Origin of the sequence: Corallococcus sp. AB030 (assembly GCF_003668965.1) — a bacterium.
GTDB lineage: Bacteria > Myxococcota > Myxococcia > Myxococcales > Myxococcaceae > Corallococcus > Corallococcus exiguus.
This window is the reverse complement of sequence record NZ_RAWQ01000054.1, coordinates 1-16,692: the sequence shown is the minus strand read 5'-3', so window position 1 is coordinate 16,692 and position 16,692 is coordinate 1. Positions and strand designations below refer to the sequence as shown.

Sequence of the window (16,692 nt, the reverse complement as noted above, 5' to 3'; positions counted from 1 at the left end):
ATCGAGTTCATGGGAAAGCTGTCTGAGGTGGCCAGGGCACGTCTGGTTTCTGCTGGGTGGAAGCCAGGGCGCGATGTTCATGAACAAGTCGTTGTTTGGCGGGATGCCTTGAAGGCTCAGGGTGGATTCGAAATCTTCCCTGCTGCTGAGCGGGTGCTTAGCGAGTTTGGCGGCCTTGATATTAAGCAAGGCGGTCCGGGGATAACGGCTCGGCGGCAATCATTTGTACTTGATCCGATTGTGGGGATTAGAGATAGGGATTTTTTGCGGCGTTATGAGAAATTCCTTGGTGTCGAGCTTTATCCTATTGGGAGGACATTTGAGGACGACATGCTCTTGGTTGTTGCTAGTGATGGTCGTGTGCTTGGTGTTACTGAGGGTGTTTATCTTATTGGGATCGGAATTGTGGATGCGATGGATGCGTTGCTGGTTGGGCGGATGTCGAAATTCTTGGGGGGGGCTCCTGGGGCTTGAGGCGTAGGGCCAAGGAATCGGGTTTCTACCAACCGCTCCAAACGAAAGTGCGAGCCGAGTTGAACAGTGACGGGTGTTGTCTCCAGGTTGAGGCACTTGAACCGCGAAGTCGTTCCCGATTCCTTCTCGCAGCGTGTGGCTCTCCTGCTGCCTCCGCCCCGGCCCAAGTAGAAGCTGGGCCGTCCTCGGGTGGTCGACCGGCAGCGCTGGGGCCATCGTCTTCGTGTTGAGGACAAGCATGAGTTCGTAGATGCGCAGGGGTTGCCTCTCGCCGAGTCCGTGACGGCGGCAACATGCAGGTCACAGACGGACTCTGCCGGCTCGTCGACTTCGTGCCCGCAGTGCGGATGCCGTCGGGCCAGAGGCGGCTTCACCCACGCAAGCTGCACTGCGACTAGAACGATGTCTCCAGGAAGAACCAGCGAGGGCATCGCCTGCGTGGCATCGCCGCCCCCATTGCCAGTCCATGCGTCGAGTCCAAGAAGCGGCTAGGAAACTATCGTTGGGTCGCGGAACGCGCGCTGGGCTGGAAGAACCAGTTGCGCGGCCTTCAAGGTCACGATGAGTGCAGGGACGACGGCCACTTCGGATTCCTCGTCTCTGCTACGTCATGGTACTGCGTCGCCTCTGTTTTGACATTTATTTGGGGGTTGTTAATGGGTTGCGCTTTTCATGGGAGTGTGTGGAAATGCGAAGCCCGGGCCAGCGCATTCCTCGCGCCAACCCGGGCCTCAATCCCATCCAGATGAATCAGCGGCCTACGGCTTCTTCACGTCGTAGGACACCAGTTCCTCCAGGCGTTCCCCTTCCTCGCGGACCTTGCCCACGCCGGGGACCAGCCAGTACAGGCGCTGCTTCTCTTCCTTCACCTCGCCGCTCTTGTTCAGCTTGTCGCGCTGGACCTTGATGGCATTGGTGAACGTGCCCGCGGGCGTCGTCACCGTGACGTCCTTCTCCAGCACCTTCCAGACGTAGGTCGGATCCTTCCCCTCCGTTCCGCCCGCCGCGTAGGTGATCAGCTCCCTCACCTTGTCCTGGTGCTCCCAGGGCACGGAGGCCGGCGTCGCCGCCAGGGACTTCATCATCGCCGGGGACCAGGTCGTCGCCTTGGAGGCCAGGCCGTCCGTGACGTCTTCCTCGCGCAGGCGCACCACCAGGCCGTTGGTCAGCTCCAGCTGCCAGGAGTTCTCTTCGTAGACCGTGCCGGACTTCGTGCGGTCCTGCCGGCTGTGCACCTTCACGGCCGTCATCGTCGTGTCCGGCACCGTCTCCGGACCCTGCACCGTCACGACCTTGTTGAAGACCCCCTCCACGTCATCCGTGATGCGGTAGGTCCACGTGGAGCCTGTGGTCAGCGGCCACAGCGTCGTCAGCTCCGCCTGCTGATCCGGCTTCGTGCCGCCGCCCGTGCCCGGGTCCACCGCGTTGCCCGGCAGGTCCACCGTGCCGTCCGGGTTCGTCGTGGGCGCGCCCGGATCATTCCCCGTCGGCAGGCTGCCCCCGCCGCCACCACAGGCGGCGATGGCTCCGCACGCCGCGAACAGCACCGCCAGCTTCCTGAACTTCATACCGTCTCCTCCCGCGCGCCCTTCGCGCTCACCGCCGTCCACCGCAGGCCCCGCAAGGGCGCCCCTTCCGTCCGTCCCAACGCCGCCGCCAGGCTTCCAGGCTCCGGCTCCTCCACTTCCAGTTCCACCCGCCGCGCGGAGAAATCCATCGCGCAGCTCTTCACCAGCACGTTGCGCTCGCCCAGCGCCGCCCTCAGCGTGGCCTCCGCTCGCACCAGGTCGTCCGCCTGCGCGGACACCACCATCCGCTGCTTGGCATCCTTCGTCGCCACGGCCTTCTTCTCGAACAGGTCCAGCACGAAGAGCAGCACCGCCACGAACCCCGTGCCCACGCACGCCAGCACCAGGTTCCCGTGGCCGCATGCCATGCCCAGGCCAATCACCAGGAACAGGATGGCCGCGTCGCGCGGGTCCTTCAGCCCCGAGCGGAAACGCACGAACCCGCCCAGGCCCACCAGGCCGAAGGCCTTCGCCACGCTGTTGCCAATCACCGCGGTAATCACCGCCGCCGCCGCGCAGAGCAGAATCTGCGCCTGCACCATCTCCACCTTCGGCAGCGGCTTGCCCGTCACCATCCGCCACGGCCGCGACGACAGCAGCGCGCCAATCACCGCCGCCGCCACCAGCCGGGGGAGGATGGCCCCCATCGACAGCGACTGCAGCTCCTGCTCCACGTCCTGGAACAGGGCTCCGAACGGACCCTCCATGGGCGTCATGCCTCCTGCCGCCCGGCGTCCACTCCCAGCGTCTCCGCCAGCGCCCGCGCCGGCCGCTGCGCCTGCTCCAGCGCGCGAGCGTGCGCCACCACCGCGTACGCGTTGCGCAGCACCGGCAGCTTCCCGGCCTGCTCCTCCAGGATGCGCTCCAACAGCGCCCGCGTCTCCGCCACCAGCGGCAGCCCGCGCATCGACGACACCACCGTCGCAGGCCACCGGCGCGCCGCGGAGGCCCGCAGCTTCCACGCGGCCGGCGAGTCCATCCCGTCCACGGAGTCCAACGCCTCCTTGGTGGACTGCGCGCCCCGCTCACGCATCGCCCAGGCCCGCGGCGTGTCCACGCCGGTCAGCGAACGCAGCACCAGCTTCAGCGCTCCCTTCTCCAACTGCTCGCGCAGGCCCACCGCCACCGGCGTCTCCAGCCCCGTGGTGCTCTTCAGCACCGCCAGCCGGTCGTGCGGAATCAGCGCATCGCGCAGCGCCTCCGCGCGCTCCGTGCTCAGTCCGCCCAGGCTGCGCGCCACCTCCGAGTACAGCTTGCGCTGCATGCCCGCCTCGCGGACCACCCAGGACTCCTCGCCGTCCACACCCACCAGGCCCAGCAGCACCGCCGCCAGGTGCCCGTCCTTCAGGCCCCGCTCGCGCAGCGCCCACGCTTCCGGCGAGTCCTGGCGCTTGAGCCCCTCCAGCACCGCCGCCGGCGCCTGCGCGTACAGCCGCTGCCTCAACGCGTGCGAGCGCGGGGACGTCACGAACCCCAGACCCTCCGCCACGTCCGCCGGCACGCTCGCCGACAGCACGTCGCGCAGCGTCCACGCCGTGTCGTCATCCAGCCCATTCAGGCTGCGCGCCACCAGGCCCGGCAGCCGCTCCGCGTACGCCACCCGGCGCTGGTGCGCGGGCAGGCCCGGGATGCCGTTGAGCAGCCACGCCGCCAGCTGCGGCTCGCGCGCCTCCAGGCCGTCCACCGCCTGGAAGAAGCGCTCCTCCACATCGTCCACGGACACCGCGCCCGGCGCCGGCGGGGGAGGGGCGGGGACCAGCCGCTGCACCGGCTGCTCACGGCCCTCCAGCCGCGCGACCACCGCGTCCACCAGGCGCTGCTCCAGCACGCGCAGCGGCTGATCATTGTTCTCCAGGATGATCCACCGCGCCGGGTCCTTCCGGGCCTGCGCCAGGAACGCCTCGCGCACGCGCACCGCCAGCCCCGCGCCGACCAGACCCTTGCGGCTGTCCGCGTCGTTCTCCTTGCCGCTCTGCACCTTGCCCAGCCGCTTGCGCAGCCGCGCCAGGTCCGGGTCGACGTCCACCAGGATGACCAGGTCCGGCCACAGCCCCTGCGACGCCAGCTCGCACGCGGGCAACAGCTGCGCCTCCTTCAGGCCCCGCCCACCGCCCGTCAGCGCGAGCTGCGAGTAGAGGTAGCGGTCGGTGATGCACACGTCGCCCCGCTTCAGCGCGGGCGCGATGACCTCTTCCAACTGCTGCGCGTCACGGGCCAGGTTCAGGAAGAACTCGGCGCGCGGGCCCATCTCCAAAAGCCGCGCGTCGCGCGTCAGGTCGCGGATGCGCCGGGCGGTGGGCGACTGCAATTCGCCGCCCTCGCGCGCGTGCGCGACCTTGTAGCCCAGCCGCTTCAGCCGGGCCGCGAGCAGGTTGGACAACGTCGTCTTGCCGCTGCCGTCAATGCCTTCGAAATCGATGAACACGGTGCCCTAACCCCCTACGACCCCAACGCCACCTGATGTGAAGGCATGCACCCGCGCCATGCCCTCCGCGAACTTGCTGTACACCGTCGCTCCCCCCGGATTGAGGGCCGACAGCCACTCGGGCAGCGCCGCCCCGAGGTGCTTCACCTCCACCACCACCCGCGAGTCCTCCCACACGGGCATCCCCAGCCGCTCCACCGTCAGCGCCACGGGCGACAGGGCCAGCTCCGGCGATACGGCGTGGAAGCCGATGTCCCGGTCCACCGTCACCCGCCACTCCTGCGACACCTGGTACACGTGCCGCCGGTACGTCACCGCCAGCACCGGCGACAGGCTTCCCCCCGCGATGAGCGGCAACAGGCTCACGCCGCCCTTGATGGTGCGGCCCAGCTCCGCGCGCGGCACCCACACGCGCCGCTTCCGCGTGAGCCCGCCGCGCTCGAGCTTCACCTCCAGCACCACGCGCTCGCGGCCCGCCGCGCCCACGTCCGGCGAGTACTCCTTCGTCCTCACCTTGAGGCAGTCGTCCGGCGTGCGCAGCGCGCGCATCGCCAGCGGATGGCCCGGCTTGTCGAAGTACACCGACACGATGCGCGTGGGCGGCGGCAGGTACCCGCCCAGCTCCTGCGACAGCCTCGCGCAGACCGCCTTGGCGTCCGGGGCCTCCAGCACGCGCTTGAATTCACGCCGCAGCTTCGTCACTTCCCCTTCAGCGAACGAGATCATCTCCAGGTGTCTCCTCAACGGAAGCGGGTGGCGAGCTGCACCGACAGCTCGAGCGCGGGCGCCACGTCCCCCGGCCGGAGCGCACGCTCCGCCTGGACCTGCGCCTTGAACGAATCCGCCAACAACACGTTGAGCCCCCCCGTCACCGAATGCCCTTGCGCCTGGATGCCACCCTGCAATTGCAGCGCCTCCGCCCCCACCACCGGTTGCACCGCCCACCCGTTGTGGCCTACCGGCACCGTCCAGTAGGCCAGCACCGACTGCGACTGGAACGGCCCCAACGCCAGCCGGCCCATCGCCGCCTCACCCGTCAACGACAGCCCCCAGAGGTTCAGCTCCGCGTCCGCCGCCGTCGCGTACTGCTTCGTCCCGTCAATCACCTGCGTCAGGTACGTGCTCGTGCCCAGCGTGAGAAACTTGAACGGGCGGATGCTCAGCCGCGCGGAGCCGTCCTCGCTCAGCCGCTTCCCGGTCGCGTCCTCGCCGCCCTCGAAGAGGCCCGCGGAGAACTTCAGGCCCCACGCCTCCTTGAGCCGCATCTCGCCCATCACGCCCAGACGCCGCCCGCCCAGCGCGTTCGTCTCCGTGAGGTAGTCCTCCACCAGGCCGCGCTCCTGGATGGGCAGCCGCCACGCCGACTCCTGCGAGCGCTGCAGGAAGGGCGACTTGAAGCGGCCCGCGTACAGCCGCATGCGCTTGCCGTCGTCCGCCAGCCGGACGAACGCGTCCTTGAGGATCGTCTTGGAGGCGAGATCCGCGCTCACCTCCGCTTCCAGGTTGGACAGCGACGCGGCCACGCCCACGCGCGCGGACTCGATGCCCAGGTCGCGCTCGTACTTCTGGCGCTCGTCCGCGGCGGCCCGCGCGAACACGCGGCCGAACACGCGGATCCGCTGCTGGGGCCCGCCCTTGTCGTCCACCTTGTCCGCTTCGTCCGGCGCCTCGCCCAGCGTGTCCGCCTTGGGGCCCGTGTCCTTCTTCTTCTTCTTCTTGCCCGGCACCGCCGCGTCCGGCACCGGCGCGCCCGGCTCGGAGACCTGCTCCGGCGAACCCATGACGGGCCCCTGCGAACCGGTGGGCATTGCCTGCGCCACCGCGCCTTCCAGCGCGTCACCTGTCCCGTCCGCCGGCTTCTTCGCGTCGTCGTCCCCGGACACCTCGAGCGGCCGGTCTACTCCTTCCGCCGCCGCGTCCTCGTCTGGCTCCGGCGCCGCGCTCGCGACCGCCGGCAGGCCCAGGAGGACCGCGACGAGCAGTCCCCGCCGCCTGCTCCCCTGTGCAACCCCGGTGCCCAGGGCAGGGACGTGCACTGCCGGACATCGGGAAGTGGCGCTCGGGGCGGATGCCCCGTGACGTGACCGTGACCAGACCCAACCTGGGAAGACTTTTTCCCTCCCGGGGGCCCGCATGGCTGTAACGACGGACTGTAAGAAGGGCGGTGTTACCGATCAGCGGGCGGATCCGCCGGAGGGGCGGCGGGCTCCACTGGAGGCTCGGCACCGGACTCCACGGGTGTGGCTTCCGCAGGCGCCTGGGGCAGGGGAGGGATGGGGTGCTCCGGCGTCACGCCTCGCCGCGTGACGGCGTACAGCACCCGCGCCAGCAGGAGCCCTCCGGCGATGGCCATCAGGACGCGCCAGACCATGGGTGGAACCGGAGGCTCGCTCACGGTGAAGCGCGCGTGGGCCGACTTGGGGCGGGTGGTGAGGAAGCGCACGTCCACGTCCCACGCGCCGGCCTCGTCGGGGACGAACTCGGTGCTCCATCCCACGGCGTCGCGCGTCAGCGTGCGCGTCACCTGGCCCGGCACGCCCTCTCGGGAGAGCGCGACCGTGACGGCGCCCTGGAAGGGAGGTCCCTGGAGGTTTCCCACCGACAGTGTCAGCCGCAGCGGCTCACCGGGGCGGGGGACGGCGGGGGTGAGGACGCCGCTCAGCTGGTCCTCCGCGTCACGCCAGGAGAGGGAGAGCAGCTCGCCGCGCCGCTCCACCTTGATCTGATCCGACGCGGGGGCCGCGGCGGCATGCAGGGCCAGCAGGCAGGTCATGACGACCCACCCCAGCAAGGCGGTTGAGCGGCTTTGCCTCATGGACCGCTGTCCCCTAAGATGCGCTGCCCTGTCACCTTCCACCAAGCTTGCTCCCCCCGGGGAGTCCCCGGGATGAATCCTCAAGCATTCGGGAAATATCAGCTCGTCAAGAAGCTCGCCACGGGCGGCATGGCCGAAGTCTGGCTTGCGCGTCAGTCCGGAATCGAGGGCTTCCAGAAGGAGCTTGTCGTCAAGCGCATCCTCCCGCACCTGGCGGAGGACCGCGAGTTCGTGGAGATGTTCAAGAACGAGGCGCTGATCGCCGCGCGCTTCAATCATCCGAACATCGCGCAGGTCTACGAATTCGGCGAGGCCAACGGCACCTATTACATCGCCATGGAGTTCATCCACGGCGAGGACCTGGGCCGGGTCATGCGCAAGGCCAGCGGGATGAACCAGTGGATCGCCCGTCCGCTGGCCATCCGCATCGTCGCGTCCGCGTGCGAAGGCCTCTACTACGCGCACAGCCGCAACGATGACCGCGGCCAGCCGCTCAACGTGGTGCACCGCGACATCAGCCCTCAGAACATCCTGATCAGCTTCGATGGTTCGGTGAAGCTGGTGGACTTCGGCATCGCGAAGGCCGCGGACCAGGCTTCGATGACGAAGTCCGGCGCCATCAAGGGCAAGTTCGCGTACATGGCGCCCGAGCAGGCCGCGGGCAAGCACCTGGACCGGCGCGCGGACATCTTCGCCATCGGCCTGGTGCTGTACGAGATGCTCACCGGGCACCGGCCGCTCAAGAAGGACTCGGAGCTGGCCACGCTGCAGGCGGCCATGGAGTGCTCCATCCCGTCCCCGTCCGAGGTGGCCGACGTGCCCCGGGACATGGACCACGTGGTGATGCGCGCCCTGGCCAAGAGCGCGGATGACCGCTACGACAACGCGCGCGAGTTCCAGACCGCGCTGGAAGAGCTGCTCGTCAACGAGCGCTGGCTCGTCACCTCCGGGCAGATTTCGGAGCTGATGAAGACGCTCTTCGCGGATCGTCTGGATGACGAGCTCAAACAGGGCCAGGTCATGCCCTTGGGCGAGGACTCCAACACCGCGCCGCCCCGGCCGCCCCCGGACATGAACTGGGAGGCCCCGCCGGGTGAGTCGCGCGAGCGCTCGCGAAGCAACGCCACCCGCACGGGCTCCGCGCCCCGCCGCGCCACGGGCATGTCCCCCGCGCTGGCGGATGATCCGAACGAATACGACGCGCCGTCGCTCACAGGCGTGGAGCAGCCGCCGCCGCGGCGCCGCTCCAGCGTGTCGGAGCCGGCCGTCCGGCGCGGCACGTCCACCAGCAACCCGAACGCGACGCAGATTGCCCGCACCAACTCGCGCTCGGACCTGCGCAGCCAGTCCGTGGACGACGTCCCTCCGCCCCGGCGCACGGCGTCGCGCGCCATGCCGGTGTCGGAGCCGCCCATGCGTTCGCGCTCGGGCGTGCATCGCATGGAGCTGGAGGACGACGAGCGCACGCGCCTGCCGCCGCCGGATGATGAGACGGAGCCCGCGCCCGCGCCGCCGCCTCCGCGCCGCCGCACCAGCACCAGCACCAACCAGTCCGCCGTGGAGCCTCCGCGCCGCCGCACCTCCAGCCGCGTGGACGCTCCGCGCGCGCGCCCGGTGGCCCCGCCGGTGGATGACGAGGACTCTGGCGAGCGCCGTCCGTCGCGCTCCAGCGCCCCCTCGCTGCCGGAGCCGGTGAAGCCCCGGGGCGGCAGCGTGCGCACGCTGGTGACGGTGGGCCTCGTCGTGGGCCTGCTCGCGCTGGGCGTGCTCTTCCGCGAACCCATCACGCTGGCGCTCACGTCCAAGGCCGCGGACGCGCAGGGCGTGTGGCTCACGGTGAACACCAACCAGCCGGTGAAGGTGTCCGTGCGGCACACGGAGCGCTGCAACAGCCCGGAGCCGGTGACGATGCTGGGCACCGCGCCGCTCACGCGCGTGCAGGGCGCCCACCTGCAGGACACGCTCATTCTGGAGAACGACGCCCAGGGCATCTACCTGGAGGACTCGGAGGAGCTCGCGTTCGGCGCGCCGGGCGAGCTGAAGACCTTCGAGCGCAGCTTCAAGGAGGGCACCCTCAAGCTGAAGATCACCCCCAAGGGGATGACCACGGGCCTGACGGTGTACCGGAACAACCAGATGATGGGCAGCGCCAACACGACGCTCAAGCTGATGGAGGGCAAGCAGATCCTGGAAGTGCGCGGCAAGCAGCTCAAGGAGCCCGTCGCCTTCGAGGTCACCATCAAGCCGGACGAGACGACGGAGCAGCCCTTGAATCTGGCCGACGCGAACTAGTAGCGCGGCAGGGCAGGGTCCACGGTGCGCGAGTACAGGTCGATGCCGCCCTGGAGCGACACGGCCTCCAGGCCCCGGTCGATGAGGTACGCGGCGCCGTCCAGGCTGCGCACCCCGTGGTGGCAGTAGACGACCACGGGGCGGCCCCGGAAGGACTCCAGCTGCTCGTGGAAGTCCTCCAGCTCCGGCAGGGGCATCAGCACAGAGTGGGGCAGGGCCACCCACTCGTGCTCGTGCGGGAAGCGCACGTCCACCAGCACGGGGCGCGACTCGGGAGGGCCGGCCAGGCGCCGGGCCAGCTCGGCGGGGGTGATTTCGGGGATGGGCATGGGGGTTATCTTCTGTTGAGCCGGGAAGGGGCCCGTCAGGTCCCTTGGCTTTTCGGGCGCCAGGGCGTTATGTGGCGTCGTCTACGAGGAGATTGAAGCACATGGATACTTCTACCGCCGTCACCGGCTCCACGCCGGCCTCCCAGCCCGCCGCCTCCGAGTCCGTCGTCCTGACGGCCGCCGCCATCGCACAGGTGAAGACGGTCATCCAGGCCCAGGGCTTCCAGGGCTACTTCTTCTCCATCCGCGTGGTGCCCTCCGGCTGCAGCGGCCTGGGCTACGACCTGAACCTCGTCAAGGAGATGAAGGCCGGAGACCAGACGTGGGAGCAGGACGGAGTGACGATCGCCACCGACGCGCTGAGCGCCCAGTACCTCTCGGGCACGCACATCGACTACGTCACCAGCGTCACCGGCGCGGGCTTCAAGTTCGAGAACCCCAACGCCAAGTCGTCCTGCGGCTGCGGGACGTCGTTCACCACCTGATTCGCCAGCTGGCGAATCGTCGTGGATGAAGGGCCGGGATGGGACGCCAGGCAGGCGTGCCCCCGGCCCTTCGTTCGTTCAGGCTCCGGCCACGGGCTTCATCACCTTCATCCAGTTCTGCTCCCCCTGGCCGCGGTTGCGGCGCTGGGCGCGGCGGGCCTCCGCCTCCTGGAAGGCCTGGCGCTCCGCCTCCGACTCCAGGAGCAGCGGCGGCACGGGCACGCCCTTGCCGTCCTGGCCCTGCGCCACGAAGGTGAGCAGCGCGCTGGCGGTGAGGTGCCGCTCACCGGTGAGCGGGTTCTCCGCGTGCACGGTGACGCCCACCTCCAGCGAGGTGCGGAACGCCGCGAGCACGCGCGAGTGCAGGAGGGCAATCCAGCCCACGCGGATGGGGGCGTGGAAGTGCAGGTCGTCCATGGACGCCGTCACCACGACCTGACGGCAGTGGCGCTGGGCGGCCACGGCGCCGCAGATGTCGATCCACTGCATCACCTTCCCGCCGAACGCGGCGTTCAGGTTGTTGGCGTCCGGAGGGAGGATGAGCTGCGTCATCACCACTTCGGAGTCGCGCGGGCTCTTGGGGCTGAGGTCGTGCATGGCGCGACTGAGCGTCGCACGAAACGGCGCCGCGTCAGGCCAGGAATGCGGAGACGCGGTCCATGAACTCCTCGCGGCCCGCGCCGCGGCGGATGTCCTGCTTGGAGACGTCCACCACCAGGCACTCCACGCCGTACTTCTCCTGGAGCACCTGCGGGAAGCCCGCGTAGTAGCCGTTGAGGCCCTTGAGGAAGGGCCTCCCGATTCCCTTCTCCTCCGCGCGGCCGCGCGTGCGGATGCGCTGGAGCAGCACCTCCTCCGACGGCACGTCGAAGCAGATGACCTTGTCCGGCCGCACGATGTGGCGCGACAGCCGCTGGAAGTACTCGTAGTACAGGTCCAGCTCCGCGTTCGTCATGTGCCCCAGGCCGTGCAGGTACTTGGCGAAGATCTCCGGGTCCTCGTAGAGCGTGCGGTCCTGAACGCAGCTCTTGCGGACGGAGTGGATGAGCTCGTGGTGCTCCACGCGCCGGATGAGGAACTCCAGCTGCAGCGTGAACGACCACCGCGACATGTCGCCGTAGTAGTCACGCAGGAAGCGGTTGTCGATGACGGGCTCGTCGAAGAGCTCGAAGCCGAAGCCCTGGCTGATGAGCTTCGCGGCCGTCGTCTTGCCCGCGCCGATGTTGCCCGCGAGCGCCACGAAGCGCTTGGCGCGCGGCACCTTCACCTTCGCCTTGAGCGTGTTGCGAGCGGCGGGCTTCGTGTCGGCGTCGGCCGGGGGCGGCGCCTTGGTCGAGGGCTCGGTGCGGGACGTCGCCGGACGCGCGCGGGCGGTGGAGCGGGGCATGGAGCCCGAAGGCTTAACCCGGCTTTCCAGAGGCGTCCATTCGCTGGCGGAGCAGGTCCGGCCGGTCGGTCATGATGCCGCCAATGCCTTCCTGGATCAGCCGGTCCATCTCCGCCGGATCATCCACCGTCCACACGTTGATCCACTTGCCGCGCTCGGCCGCGGCCTTCAGCAGCGCGTCGTCCACCAGCCGCACCTCGCCGAAGTACAGCGGCATGTCGAGCACGCTGTAGCGCGCGTCCTCCGGCGGCGCCTCGCCCGCCTTGAGCGCCAGGACGAACGCGGCCAGCGCGTCGCGCGGGTAGAAGTGGCACGCGTCGGGCAATTCTTCGTGCAGCCGCTCCGCGATGACGTCCTGCTCGCTGCCCAGGCACACGCGGCCCAGGGCTGCTTCCTCGGTCAGCAGGCGAGCGAGCACGGCTTCCGCGCCCGGCACGTCCGGCTTGAGCTCCACGTTCAGGCGCAGGGTGGGGAAGGCGCGCAGCACCTCGCGCAGCGTGGGCAGGCGCACACCCTGGCCTCGGAAGGGGAAGGTGCGGCCTTCGTCCGGCGTGAAGCGGTGGCCCGCGTCCAGCTTGCGCAGCTGGGCCAACGTCAGCGCCGCGAGCGGACCTTCCCCGTCGGTGCAGCGCTCCAGCGTGTCGTCGTGCGCAACGATGACTTCACCGTCGCGCGACAGGTGCACGTCCAGTTCCAGCATGTCCGTGCGGTGGGTGTGGACGGCGCGCTGGAAGGCCTCCAGCGTGTTCTCCGGCGCGAGCAGCGCTCCGCCGCGGTGCGCGATGTGGAGCGTGGGCTTCAGCCCATCAAGAAACATGTCGCGCGGCAGCATGATCCACCTATTCTTGAATTGACGATGGTGTGACGGACAGGGCCCCGGTCCGTTCCTTGCCGGCCCTACTACCCCACCGGTATAAGGGCCTGAATCCTCAGCCCGACCGGCGTCGGACTTCAACCACCTCGGCGCCCTTCACCTCCCGGAGAATTTCAAATGGAACTGCGCACGAAGCTGGGCGCCGCGGCCTTCCTGGCTGCCGCGGCGATGGCCACCGCGGCCGGCTGTGGCGGTCGTGACGACGACAACCCCACTCCCACCCCCGACGCCGGCTGCACGGGCGTCTGCAGCACCGACGCGGGCTCTGACGCGGGCACGAACACCGACGCGGGCACTGACGCGGGCACCGGCGACGCGGGCCCCACCGCCAACCAGATCGCCGCGACGCGCAAGGTGTCGTTCGGCACCAAGGCGACGCTGCGCGACGTGGTCGTCTCGGGCATCCACTACGAGAAGCTCAGCGACCAGGGCAACGGCTCCTGGCGCTCGTACTTCTGGGTGACGGATCCGGCCGCTCCGAAGGAGGGCCTCTTCATCCATAAGTTCTACACGGACACGCCGGACGCGTATCACCCGCAGCTCGGCGACACCGTCGACATCGTGGGCTACTTCGGCACGGAGCCGAACAACTCGCCGTTCACCGGCCGCCGCCACCACCTGGCCAATCAGCAGACTCCCGCGGTGCCCCTGGCCATCACGCCCAAGCTCACGGACGCGGGTACGGCGAACCTGCCCCCGGCCAACGAGGTGACGGTGGATGAGCTGACGGCGTCGCTCGCGGCGGCCCAGAACAGCGCGGCATACCTGGGAACGCGCGTGCACCTGGCGGGTCCGCTCACGCTGACCAACCCGCAGCCCTCCCAGCTCCAGCGCCTGGACAACGAGGACGCGGGCACCCTCTTCTACGGCTTCGAGGTCACAGGCGGCATCCTCGTCTACCACGACAAGACGCGTGACCGGTCCGACGGCGGCTTGGGCTGCGACTACCAGAAGGCGGCCCTGGATGGCGGCTCGGTGACGTTCCCCAACGGCATCACGGGTGTCTGGGATACCTACACCTTCGCGGGCTGCATCAACGGCAGCTCCAACATCACCAGCTGCGGCACCGGCGGCAATGACCGGGACAGCGGCGTGCCGGGCACGGACCAGCGCTACACCTACACCATCATCCCGCAGGGCTGCGAAGACCTGCCGGGCGAGGTGGTAGTCCCCGAGTAATCCGCTTTCGCCTGATGCCTTCCCCGTCCGCCTCCCAGGGCTCACCTGCCCTGGGGGGCGGTCGTGTTTCAGGGGCCCGAAAGTTCGCGTGCTCCGCAGGGCCTGCCTAGAGTCCGACGCCGGGCGGGTCGGACGGCTCCCCCCGGGGCGGGAATGCAGGTAGGCTCCGGACACGCTTCAAAGTTCCACCCGCGGCCCACACCTTCCACGTCCTTGAGCTCGCCCCAGACGGCCACCCCGTTCGGCAAATACCTGCTCATCAAGCGCCTCGCGCTGGGCGGGATGGCGGAGCTTTTCCTGGCGCACAAGCCGCCGGATCCCACGCTGGTGGTCATCAAGCGGATCCTCCCGTACCTCTCCGAGGAGCCGGAGTTCGTCCAGATGTTCCTGGACGAGGCGCGCATCGCCGCCCAGCTCCACCACCCCAACATCGTGCAGGTGCACGAGCTGGGGAAGGAGGGGGACAACATCTTCATCTGCATGGAGTACGTGGAGGGCGTGGACCTGCGCCGCGTGCTCGCGGAGGAGTTCAAGTTCGGCGCCTCCATGCCGTACGGCGTCGCGGCGAAGATCTGCGCGGCCATCGCCGCGGGCCTGGACCACGCGCACTTCAGCCGCGGCGTGGATGGGCGCCCGCTGGAGCTGATCCACCGGGACGTCTCTCCGCAGAACGTGATGATCGCCTACGACGGGCGCGTGAAGCTCGTCGACTTCGGCATCGCCAAGGCCGGCGCGTTCATGGAGCGCAGCAAGCCGGGCGTCATCAAGGGGAAGTTCCTCTACCTCTCCCCTGAGCAGATTCTTCAGGATCGGTTGGATCACCGGGCGGACATCTACGCGCTGGGGGTGATGCTCTACGAAATCACCACCGGCAAGCAGCCCTTCCACCGCCCCACCACGGAAGGCATCCTCTACGCCATCCGCTACGAGGAGGCGACGCCGCCGCACCTGGTGCGCCCGGACTACCCGGAGGTGCTGTCGCGCATCGTGATGCGGTGCCTGGTGAAGGACCGCACCCAGCGCTACCAGCGGGCCTCCGAAGTGCGCGACGACCTGCACGCGTTCCTCGCGTCCGGCGTGCTCAAGCAGAGCCTGGACGTGGCGCAGTACATCGCGCGGCTGTTGGGGGAGAAGGAGGAGCGCACCGTGCTCCACATCCCCCCGGCGAAGCGCGCGGGCCGGCACGAAGCCACGCTGCCGCTGCCGTCCCTGCGCACGCCGCTGCCGCCCCCGGTGCCGGACCTGCCGGAGGACACCGCCGCGCGCACGCTGCCGCTGGCCGACGCGGAGGACACCGCCGCGCGCACGCTGCCCCTCACGGAGGACACGTCGTCGCGCACGTCTCCGCTCGACGAGGACACGGGCGCGCGCACCCTGCCGCTGGGCGGGACGGCGTCGCAGCCCCGGGGGCCCTCGGCGCTGACGCCCGTGGGGCTGGTGTCCCGGCCTCCCGCGCGCAGGCCCACGGCGGAGGCCGCGGCGCTGCGCACCTGGGACGCGGAAGAAGGGGAGCCGGAGACGCAGATGGCGCGGCCGCGCGACCTGCCCTCGGGCCACGACGACGACGATGACGACGGCGAGTCCACCGCGGTCGGCACGATGCCCGGCGCTCCCTCGCCGCGCCGCCACCTGGAGCCCGTGTTCGAGGCGGAAGCCTGGGACGAGGAGGAGGAGCAGGAAGAGGAGGACGACGAGGGCGACTCCACCGTGCCGCTGCGCGCGCGCCGCCCCCGGCCCGTCGCGCCCACGCCCGCACCGGCGCGGCGCAATGGCCCACCGGAGCCCACCGCGCGCTCCGGGTCGGGAGACCGTTCGCGGCGTCCGTCGACCGGCGTGGCCATGCCTCGCGGCGCGGGTGGCGGGGATGATCCGTTCGCGCCCACGCCGCGTCGCACGCCGGAGGGACGCGCGACGACGCCGCCACCTGGCCCGCGTCGGCCGGGCATGGCGTCCGCCAACGACGGCCGCTCCGAGCCGCTGTCCTCCGGTCCCCGCCGCATGGGGGACGACGGCCGGTCCGAGCCGCTGTCCTCCGGTCCCCGCCGCATGGGAGACGATGGCCGGTCCGAGCCGCTGTCCTCCGGTCCCCGCCGCATGGGGGACGACGGCCGGTCCGAGCCGTTGTCCTCCGGTCCCCGCCGCATGGGGGACGACGGCCGGTCCGAGCCGTTGTCCTCCGGTCCCCGCCGCATGGGCGACGATGGGCGCTTGTCGCAGCCTCCGGGCCCGCGCCGGGGCGCCTCCGCGTCCAGCGACGCGAACCGCTCCGCCCCGTCCGGAAACTCCGGGGCTCGCAACGTCCGTCCTCCGCCGCGGCCGTCACCGGAAGACGACGAGCGCTTCAACACCGACCCGGGGCCCTCCGGGGTGAGCCTCACGGACCCGACGCCCGTCATGACCGGAGACCCGGACGACGACGAGTCCACCGTCGGGTTCCAGGCGCCGCGAAGGCCGCCGCCCCGTCGGGTCGTGCGCGCGCCCGTCAACGAGGACGAGGACTACGACGACGAGGGGCCCGACACGCTCGACGCCTCCCGGTCGCCCCGGCGGTCGCGCGCCATCGTGCTGGTGGCGGGCGTGGTGCTCGTGGCCGTGCTGGGCCTGGGGCTCGCGTGGATGATGGGCTTCTTCAGTCCGGAAGCGCAGGCGCCTCCCGCGCCCATGAGGGGGCCTCCGGCGGGAGGCCCGGCGCGGCCCGGTCCCCAAGGAACGGCCCCCGTGAAGGCGCCCGCGCCACCCGCTCCTGTTCCGGCCGAAGTCGCGCCGCCGAAGTCCGCTGAACCCGCCCTCGCGGACACCGCCGCGCGGCAGCCCGCTGAACCCGCCCTCGCGGACACCGCCGCGAGCCCGCCAGACTCAGGGAT

At 70.0% G+C, this 16,692-nt stretch carries 15 protein-coding genes; 5 read left to right on the top strand and 10 right to left on the bottom strand.

What is annotated here, in order from left to right; translation table 11 throughout:
- The first annotated feature begins 9 nt into the window (after nucleotides 1-9).
- Nucleotides 10-474, top strand: coding sequence for an SUKH-3 domain-containing protein (locus D7Y15_RS15540; protein ID WP_121753076.1), 465 nt, complete (start codon nucleotides 10-12; stop codon nucleotides 472-474).
- Between the two features lie 758 nt (nucleotides 475-1,232).
- Here D7Y15_RS15540 and D7Y15_RS15535 read toward each other — a convergent pair.
- The 6 genes from D7Y15_RS15535 to D7Y15_RS15510 all read right to left on the bottom strand — a co-directional run bounded on the left by D7Y15_RS15535 (nucleotide 1,233) and on the right by D7Y15_RS15510 (nucleotide 7,240).
- A complete protein-coding gene (locus D7Y15_RS15535; RefSeq protein WP_121753075.1) occupies nucleotides 1,233-2,042 on the bottom strand; it encodes a hypothetical protein in 810 nt (269 codons plus the stop codon).
- Nucleotides 2,039-2,749 (bottom strand): DUF4956 domain-containing protein, encoded by a 711-nt coding sequence (locus tag D7Y15_RS15530; RefSeq protein ID WP_121753080.1) that lies wholly within the window; start codon nucleotides 2,747-2,749, stop codon nucleotides 2,039-2,041. The genes D7Y15_RS15535 and D7Y15_RS15530 overlap by 4 nt, the downstream gene beginning before the upstream one ends.
- A 5-nt stretch (nucleotides 2,750-2,754) precedes the next feature.
- Nucleotides 2,755-4,467, bottom strand: coding sequence for a dTMP kinase (gene tmk, locus D7Y15_RS15525; protein WP_121753074.1), 1,713 nt, complete (start codon nucleotides 4,465-4,467; stop codon nucleotides 2,755-2,757).
- 6 nt (nucleotides 4,468-4,473) lie between these two features.
- Nucleotides 4,474-5,193, bottom strand: coding sequence for a VTC domain-containing protein (locus D7Y15_RS15520; RefSeq protein WP_120597486.1), 720 nt, complete (start codon nucleotides 5,191-5,193; stop codon nucleotides 4,474-4,476).
- 14 nt (nucleotides 5,194-5,207) lie between these two features.
- Nucleotides 5,208-6,503: a hypothetical protein gene (locus D7Y15_RS15515; protein WP_233604969.1), complete on the bottom strand. Its 1,296-nt coding sequence runs from the start codon at nucleotides 6,501-6,503 to the stop codon at nucleotides 5,208-5,210.
- A 131-nt stretch (nucleotides 6,504-6,634) separates the two neighbouring features.
- Nucleotides 6,635-7,240 carry a hypothetical protein gene (locus D7Y15_RS15510; RefSeq protein WP_147476311.1) on the bottom strand — a complete coding sequence of 202 codons (606 nt, stop codon included), beginning with the start codon at nucleotides 7,238-7,240 and terminating at the stop codon, nucleotides 6,635-6,637.
- A 114-nt stretch (nucleotides 7,241-7,354) separates the two neighbouring features.
- Here D7Y15_RS15510 and D7Y15_RS15505 point away from each other — a divergent pair, with 114 nt between their 5' ends.
- On the top strand, nucleotides 7,355-9,574 hold the full coding sequence (locus D7Y15_RS15505) for a serine/threonine-protein kinase (RefSeq protein ID WP_121753072.1): 2,220 nt from the start codon (nucleotides 7,355-7,357) through the stop codon (nucleotides 9,572-9,574).
- Here D7Y15_RS15505 and D7Y15_RS15500 read toward each other — a convergent pair.
- Nucleotides 9,571-9,903, bottom strand: coding sequence for a rhodanese-like domain-containing protein (locus D7Y15_RS15500; RefSeq protein ID WP_121753071.1), 333 nt, complete (start codon nucleotides 9,901-9,903; stop codon nucleotides 9,571-9,573). The genes D7Y15_RS15505 and D7Y15_RS15500 overlap by 4 nt on opposite strands.
- A 101-nt stretch (nucleotides 9,904-10,004) precedes the next feature.
- On the opposite strand from D7Y15_RS15500, the gene D7Y15_RS15495 reads away from it, so the two are divergent.
- Complete coding sequence (locus D7Y15_RS15495; RefSeq protein ID WP_121753070.1) at nucleotides 10,005-10,388, top strand: iron-sulfur cluster assembly accessory protein; 384 nt, start codon at nucleotides 10,005-10,007, stop codon at nucleotides 10,386-10,388.
- 78 nt (nucleotides 10,389-10,466) lie between these two features.
- Here D7Y15_RS15495 and D7Y15_RS15490 read toward each other — a convergent pair whose 3' ends face one another.
- Genes D7Y15_RS15490 through D7Y15_RS15480 form a run of 3 tightly spaced genes read right to left on the bottom strand, consistent with a single transcriptional unit; the run spans nucleotide 10,467 to nucleotide 12,607 of the window.
- Nucleotides 10,467-10,985 carry an acyl-CoA thioesterase gene (locus D7Y15_RS15490; RefSeq protein ID WP_121753069.1) on the bottom strand — a complete coding sequence of 173 codons (519 nt, stop codon included), beginning with the start codon at nucleotides 10,983-10,985 and terminating at the stop codon, nucleotides 10,467-10,469.
- Between the two features lie 34 nt (nucleotides 10,986-11,019).
- Nucleotides 11,020-11,775, bottom strand: coding sequence for a deoxynucleoside kinase (locus D7Y15_RS15485; protein WP_121753068.1), 756 nt, complete (start codon nucleotides 11,773-11,775; stop codon nucleotides 11,020-11,022).
- Between the two features lie 13 nt (nucleotides 11,776-11,788).
- Nucleotides 11,789-12,607 (bottom strand): glycerophosphodiester phosphodiesterase, encoded by an 819-nt coding sequence (locus D7Y15_RS15480; protein WP_121753067.1) that lies wholly within the window; start codon nucleotides 12,605-12,607, stop codon nucleotides 11,789-11,791.
- A gap of 159 nt (nucleotides 12,608-12,766) precedes the next feature.
- Here D7Y15_RS15480 and D7Y15_RS15475 point away from each other — a divergent pair, with 159 nt between their 5' ends.
- Nucleotides 12,767-13,828, top strand: coding sequence for a hypothetical protein (locus D7Y15_RS15475; protein WP_120581023.1), 1,062 nt, complete (start codon nucleotides 12,767-12,769; stop codon nucleotides 13,826-13,828).
- 213 nt (nucleotides 13,829-14,041) lie between these two features.
- Nucleotides 14,042-16,692, top strand: a 2,651-nt coding sequence (locus D7Y15_RS45250) for a serine/threonine protein kinase (RefSeq protein WP_199745929.1), incomplete at its 3' end; no start/stop codon positions are given.

What these genes read in the sequence shown, in the direction of transcription:
- D7Y15_RS15540 (WP_121753076.1), top strand. Translation starts at nt 10, where the DNA reads ATGGGAAAGCTGTCTGAGGTGGCCAGGGCACGTCTGGTTTCTGCTGGG.
- D7Y15_RS15535 (WP_121753075.1), bottom strand. Translation starts at nt 2,042, where the DNA reads ATGAAGTTCAGGAAGCTGGCGGTGCTGTTCGCGGCGTGCGGAGCCATC.
- D7Y15_RS15530 (WP_121753080.1), bottom strand. Translation starts at nt 2,749, where the DNA reads ATGGAGGGTCCGTTCGGAGCCCTGTTCCAGGACGTGGAGCAGGAGCTG.
- D7Y15_RS15520 (WP_120597486.1), bottom strand. Translation starts at nt 5,193, where the DNA reads ATGATCTCGTTCGCTGAAGGGGAAGTGACGAAGCTGCGGCGTGAATTC.
- D7Y15_RS15510 (WP_147476311.1), bottom strand. Translation starts at nt 7,240, where the DNA reads ATGACCTGCCTGCTGGCCCTGCATGCCGCCGCGGCCCCCGCGTCGGAT.
- D7Y15_RS15505 (WP_121753072.1), top strand. Translation starts at nt 7,355, where the DNA reads ATGAATCCTCAAGCATTCGGGAAATATCAGCTCGTCAAGAAGCTCGCC.
- D7Y15_RS15500 (WP_121753071.1), bottom strand. Translation starts at nt 9,903, where the DNA reads ATGCCCATCCCCGAAATCACCCCCGCCGAGCTGGCCCGGCGCCTGGCC.
- D7Y15_RS15495 (WP_121753070.1), top strand. Translation starts at nt 10,005, where the DNA reads ATGGATACTTCTACCGCCGTCACCGGCTCCACGCCGGCCTCCCAGCCC.
- D7Y15_RS15490 (WP_121753069.1), bottom strand. Translation starts at nt 10,985, where the DNA reads ATGCACGACCTCAGCCCCAAGAGCCCGCGCGACTCCGAAGTGGTGATG.
- D7Y15_RS15485 (WP_121753068.1), bottom strand. Translation starts at nt 11,775, where the DNA reads ATGCCCCGCTCCACCGCCCGCGCGCGTCCGGCGACGTCCCGCACCGAG.
- D7Y15_RS15480 (WP_121753067.1), bottom strand. Translation starts at nt 12,607, where the DNA reads ATGCTGCCGCGCGACATGTTTCTTGATGGGCTGAAGCCCACGCTCCAC.
- D7Y15_RS15475 (WP_120581023.1), top strand. Translation starts at nt 12,767, where the DNA reads ATGGAACTGCGCACGAAGCTGGGCGCCGCGGCCTTCCTGGCTGCCGCG.